Annotated in this window: 4 protein-coding genes; all 4 read left to right on the forward strand. The window is 71.9% G+C overall.

Annotation, left to right across the window (positions count from 1 at the left end):
• Positions 1–1388, forward strand: a 1388-nt coding sequence (gene kdpA, locus ACXJKL_RS11825) for a potassium-transporting ATPase subunit KdpA (RefSeq protein WP_457207245.1), incomplete at its 5' end; no start/stop codon positions are given.
• Complete coding sequence (kdpB, locus tag ACXJKL_RS11830; protein WP_457207246.1) at positions 1385–3412, forward strand: potassium-transporting ATPase subunit KdpB; 2028 nt, start codon at positions 1385–1387, stop codon at positions 3410–3412. The genes kdpA and kdpB, both read left to right, overlap by 4 nt.
• A gap of 7 nt (positions 3413–3419) precedes the next feature.
• On the forward strand, positions 3420–4031 hold the full coding sequence (gene kdpC, locus ACXJKL_RS11835; RefSeq protein ID WP_457207247.1) for a potassium-transporting ATPase subunit KdpC: 612 nt from the start codon (positions 3420–3422) through the stop codon (positions 4029–4031).
• Between the two features lie 4 nt (positions 4032–4035).
• A partial coding sequence (locus ACXJKL_RS11840; RefSeq protein WP_457207248.1) for a DUF4118 domain-containing protein occupies positions 4036–6223 on the forward strand: 2188 nt, incomplete at its 3' end.

The raw sequence follows: 6223 nt of genomic DNA on the forward strand, positions 1-6223 counted from the left end.
TGGAGGCGCTGCCCGCCGACGGCGCCTTCAACACGGCCGTCTCCTTCGTCACCAACACGAACTGGCAGTGGTACTCCGGTGAGGCCGCCCTCGGGCACCTGATGCAGATGAGCGGCCTGACGGTGCAGAACTTCGTGTCCGCCGCCGCGGGCATGGCCGTCGCTGTGGCCCTTGCCCGGGGGCTGGCCCGGTCGAGCTCCCAGGGTCGCGTGGGCAACTTCTGGGTCGACCTCGTCCGCGGTGTCCTGCGTGTCCTGCTGCCGATCAGCGTGATCGGTGCCCTCGTGCTGGTCGCCCTCGGCGTCGTCCAGAACTTCGACGCCCCCCACGTGGTCGGCACGCTGGCCGACGGCAGCCAGTCCCTCACGGGGGGTCCGGTGGCGAGCCAGGAGGTCATCAAGGAGCTCGGCACCAACGGTGGCGGCTTCTACAACGCCAATTCGTCGCACCCCTTCGAGAACCCGGGGCCGCTGAGCAACCTGTTCGAGATCTACCTGATCCTGCTCATCCCGCTGGCGCTGGCGCTCGCGTTCGGTCGCCTCGTCGGAGACCGTCGCCAGGGCCGGGCGGTCCTCGCGGTGATGTCGATCCTGCTCGTCAGCTCCATCGGGCTCCTCACCTGGGCGGAGTTGGCTGCCCCGGGAGCGGCCCCCACCGCGGCGGGTGGCGCCCTCGAGGGCAAGGAGGTCCGCTTCGGCGAGGCCGGGTCGGCGCTCTTCGCGGCCGCCACGACGGGCACGTCGACCGGAGCGGTCAACTCCATGCACGACTCGCTCACCRCACCCGGCGGGCTGGTGACGCTCTTCAACATGCAGCTCGGCGAGATCGCGCCGGGCGGCGTCGGGTCCGGGCTGTACGGGATGCTGATGCTGGCCGCCGTGACGGTGTTCCTGTCCGGCCTGATGGTCGGGCGCACGCCCGAGTGGCTCGGCAAGAAGATCGGACAGCGCGAGATGATCTTCGTCGCGCTGTACGTGCTCGCCACGCCAGCGGTCGTCCTCGTCGGCGCCGCCCTGGCGATCAGCACCGACGCCGGGCTCGCCGGTCTGCAGGAGAGCGGCCCGCACGGTCTCTCGGAGGTGCTGTACGCCGTCACCTCGGCCGGCAACAACAACGGCTCGGCCTTCGCCGGGCTCACGACCGGCACGCCCTTCTACAACACCCTCCTCGGCGTCTGCATGCTGGCCGGACGGTTCCTGCCGATCCTCTTCGTGCTCGCCCTGGCAGGGCGGTTCGCCGCCCAGCAGCGGGTCCCGGCCAGCGCCGGCACCCTGCCCACCCACAAGCCCCTCTTCGTCATCCTTCTCACCGGCGTCGCCCTGGTCGTGGTCGGACTCACGTTCGTCCCCGTGCTGGCGCTCGCCCCCATCGCGGAGGCACTGCTGTGACCGTCCCCTTCCGTCTCGCGCTCGCCAAGATGAGCCCGCGTGAGCTCCTCGGCAACCCGGTGCTCCTGGTCGTCGAGATCGGCGCGGTGGTCACCACCGTGGCGACCGTGCTCGATGCGTCCCTGTTCTCCGTGTCCATCACTGTGTGGCTCTGGCTGACGGTGCTCTTCGGCACCCTCGCCGAGGCCGTCGCCGAGGGGCGCGGCAAGGCCCAGGCCGCCAGCCTGCGCAACCTCCAGCAGACCACGACTGCCCGACGCGTCGCTGTCGGTGCCGGTCGGGCCGCGCGACCAGGTGAGCTGGCGACGCTCCCCGTCGAGGAGGTCTCCAGCGGCAGCCTGCGCGCCGGAGACGTCGTCGTGGTGGAGGCAGGGGAACGCATCCCCGGTGACGGCGACGTGATCGAGGGCGTGGCCACCGTCGACGAGTCCGCGGTCACCGGCGAGTCCGCGCCGGTGATCCGTGAGTCGGGCGGCGACCGGTGCGCCGTCACCGGTGGCACCGTGGTCCTCTCCGACCGCATCGTCGTCAGGATCACCTCCGACCCGGGCCACTCGTTCGTGGACCGGATGATCGCCCTGGTGGAGGGTTCCGAGCGCCAGAAGACGCCCAACGAGGTGGCTCTGAACATCCTGCTGCTCTCCCTGACCGCGGTGTTCGTGCTCGTCGTCGCGACCCTGTGGCCGTTCATGGACTACTCCGGCATCGAGCCCTCGGTGCTGGTGCTGGTCGCGCTGCTCGTCTGCCTCATCCCCACCACCATCGGCGCCCTGCTGAGCGCCATCGGCATCGCGGGCATGGACCGACTCGTGCGCCGCAACGTGCTGGCCATGTCCGGTCGCGCCGTCGAGGCAGCCGGCGACGTCGACGTGCTGCTGCTCGACAAGACCGGCACGATCACCTACGGCAACCGCCGGGCCGTGGAGCTGGTCCCGGTCGGAGACACCACGCTGGAGCAGCTGTCCGGGGCGGCGCAGCTGGCCTCGTTGGCCGACGAGACGCCCGAGGGTCGCAGCATCGTCGACCTGGTCCACACACAAGGCCTGGTCGAGGACGCGAGCGTGCCCGCCGGCGCCGAGCTCGTGCAGTTCACCGCCTTCACCCGGATGAGCGGCATCGACCTGCCCGGGCGCAGCATCCGCAAGGGAGCCGGCAGCGCCGTGGCGCTGTGGGTGCAGGACACGAGTGGGCTGCTGCACGACGAGCTGGACGGGATCGTGGAGCGGATCTCCTCGTCGGGCGGCACGCCCCTGGTGGTCGCGGAGCAGGTGGGCGACGAGCCGGCCCGCCAGCTCGGGGTCGTCCACCTCAAGGACGTGGTGAAGGAGGGCATGCGCGCGCGGTTCGACGAGATGCGCGCGATGGGCATCCGGACGGTGATGATCACGGGCGACAACGCCCTCACCGCCAGGGCGATCGCCGAGGAGGCCGGGGTCGACGACTACCTCGCCGAGGCCACCCCGGAGGACAAGATGGCGCTGATCCGCAAGGAGCAGGAGGGTGGTCGGCTGGTCGCCATGTGCGGTGACGGCACCAACGACGCCCCGGCGCTCGCCCAGGCCGACGTCGGTGTGGCGATGAACACCGGCACGTCGGCGGCCAAGGAGGCCGGCAACATGGTCGACCTCGACTCCGACCCGACCAAGGTCATCGACGTGGTGGAGATCGGCAAGCAGCTGCTCATCACCCGCGGTGCCCTCACCACCTTCTCGGTGGCCAACGACATCGCGAAGTACTTCGCGATCCTGCCGGCCATGTTCGTCGTCGCCTTCCCGCAGCTCGACGCGCTCAACCTGATGGCACTCTCCAGCCCGGAGTCGGCGATCCTCTCGGCGGTGGTCTTCAACGCCCTGATCATCGTCGCGCTCATCCCGCTCGCCCTCCGGGGCGTGGCCTACCGGCCGGCCGCGGCCGAGGTGCTGCTGCGCCACAACATCCTCGTCTACGGAGTCGGCGGGCTGGTCGCACCGTTCCTCGGCATCAAGCTGCTGGACCTGGTCATCTCCCTCCTCCCCGGAATCTGAGGCAGTCATGGAAACCCTGTTCGCCCTCGGCCGCCACACCCTCGCCGGCCTGCGCGCGCTGCTCGTGCTCACCCTGCTGGTCGGCCTCGCCTACCCGCTGGCCGTCACCGGCGTCGCCCAGACCGCCTTCGACTGGCGGGCGTCCGGCTCGCTCGTCACCGCCGACGGAAGCCGCACGACGTCGTACGACGACGCCGTCGGCTCGGCGCTGATCGGCCAGGCCTTCGCCGGCCCGCAGTGGTTCCACCCGCGGCCGTCGGTCGCGGGGGAGGGCTGGGACCCCCTCGCCACGGCCGGGTCGAACCTCGGTCCGCAGAACGCCGACCTGGTCGCGACGATCCAGGGGCGCCGTGCGTCCGTCGCCGCGGAGGAGGGCATCGACCCCGCCGACGTCCCTGCTGACGCCCTCACCGCCTCGGCCTCCGGCCTCGACCCGCACGTCTCGCCGGCCTACGCGGCGCTGCAGGTGCCGCGCGTGGCACGGGAGAACGGCTTGTCGGAGCAGCAGGTGCGCGACCTCGTCGAGGAGCACACCGACGGCCGCACCCTCGGTGTCCTGGGTGAGGCGAGGGTGGACGTGCTGGCGCTCAACTCCGCCGTCGCCGCCCTGCGAGACTGATCCCATGATCGGTCCCGAGGGTGCGCGGCGGCGTGGCAAGCTGCTGGTGTACCTCGGAGCCGCACCCGGGGTCGGCAAGACCTTCGCGATGCTCGACGAGGCGCACCGGCGACGGGCGCGGGGGACCGACGTGGTCGTGGGACTCGTCGAGACCCATGGTCGAGCGAACACCCTGGCCAAGCTCGAGGGACTCGAGGTGGTGCCGCGACGCGAGGTGACCCACCGCGGCGCCACCTTCACCGAGATGGACACCGAGGCGATCATCGCCCGTGCGCCGGCGGTGGTGCTGGTCGACGAGCTCGCGCACACCAACGTGCCGGGCAGCCGCCTCCACAAGCGTTGCCAGGACGTCGAGGAGATCCGCCGAGCGGGTATCGATGTCATCACCACCGTCAACATCCAGCACCTCGCCTCCCTCAACGACGAGGTCGAGCGGATCACCGGCGTCCGGCAGCGCGAGACGGTCCCCGACGCGGTGGTGCGCGGCGCCGACCAGGTCCAGCTGGTCGACATGAGTCCCGAGGCCCTGCGTCGCCGTCTGGCGCACGGCAACGTCTACCGGGCCRAGCAGATCGACGCATCGTTGACGTCGTACTTCCGCGTGGGCAACCTCACCGCGCTGCGCGAGCTGGCACTGCTCTGGCTGGCCGACCGCGTGGACGACGCGCTGGACGACTACCGGCGAGAGCACCACATCCAGGCGCCCTGGCCGGCTCGCGAGCGCGTGGTCGTCGCGATCACCGGGGGAGCGGAGAGCGAGACCGTCATCCGCCGCGCCGCTCGCATCGCCTCCCGCTCCGCCGGCAGCGAGCTGATCGCGGTGCACGTGGTGCGCTCCGACGGCCTCACCGGAGCCGACACGAGCATGCTGCGCGCCTCGCGCGAGCTGGTCGAGGAGCTGGCCGGGTCCTTCCACTCCGTGGTGGGCGACGACGTCCCGGAGGCGGTGATCGACTTCGCCCGCGGCGTCAACGCCTCGATGGTGGTCGTCGGGGTCTCCAGCCACACCAGCATCCGACAGCTCTTCACCGGGTCGACGTCCACCGAGATCGCCCGGCTCTCCGGGCCCATCGACGTGCACCTGGTCACCCACGACAACGCGGGCGGTCCCCGACGGCTGCGGCGTTCGGTGTCGCCGCTCAGTCGCCCGCGGCAGGCCGCGGGCTGGGTCACGGCGACGGTCCTGCCGGTGCTGGTGACGCTGCTGCTGAGCGCCACCCACACCGAGCAGAGCCTGCCCCTGGAGGTGATGTCCTACCTCGCGGTGACCGTGCTGGTCGCGATGGTGGGCGGCCTGCTGCCGGGCCTGGCGGCGGCGCTTGCGGGCTTCCTGCTCCTCAACTGGTTCTTCACCGAGCCGGTGGGCCAGTGGACCGTCGCCGAGCCGCGGAACCTGTTGGCGCTGCTGGTGTTCGTGGCCATCGCCGCCGCCGTGTCCTCGGTCGTCGACCGCGCCTCGCGGGTGGCCGCCGACGCGGCCCGCGCCCGAGCCGAGGCGACCACCATGGCCGGGCTCTCCCAGTCGGTGCTCACCGGGGACGACACCGCGGAGGCCGTGGTCGCGCGGGTGCGGGCCACCTTCGGCCTGGACTCCGTCTCGCTGCTGGCCCGCCGCGAGGACGGGCTCGGATGGGACCTGATGGCCTGCGACGGACCCGACGCCCCGCAGGCACCCGAGACCGGCGACGCGCAGGTCCGGGTGGACGACCGGAGGGTCATCGTGTGGCGGGGGCGGCCGCTCCGGTCCTCCGAGGTGCGGGTCGTGGACGGCTTCGCCGTGCAGGCCGGACTGGTCCTGGAGTACCGCCGGCTCCGCGAGCGTGACGCGCGCGCGGCCGCCCTCGAGCACGCCGAGGCGACCAGCACCGCCTTGCTCCGTGCGGTCTCCCACGACCTGCGCACCCCGCTCGCCACCATCCGCGCCGCCGTCGACGGACTGGTGGGCGGCGGGACGCTCGGCGAGGCTGACCGGGCCGAGCTCCTCGCCAGCCTGGACGGCTCCACCGACCAGCTCGAGCGGCTCATCGACAACCTCCTGGACCTCTCCCGCATCTCCTCGGGGCTGCTCACCCCCCGGCTGCGCGACGTGAGTCTCGACGAGGTGCTGCCGCTGGCGGTCGCCGGTCAGCCGCCGGGGGCGGTGCTGCTCGACCTCGACGAGGGGGAGCCGCTGGTGCGCACCGACCCGGGCC

The organism is Nocardioides sp. P5_C9_2 (assembly GCF_054049555.1).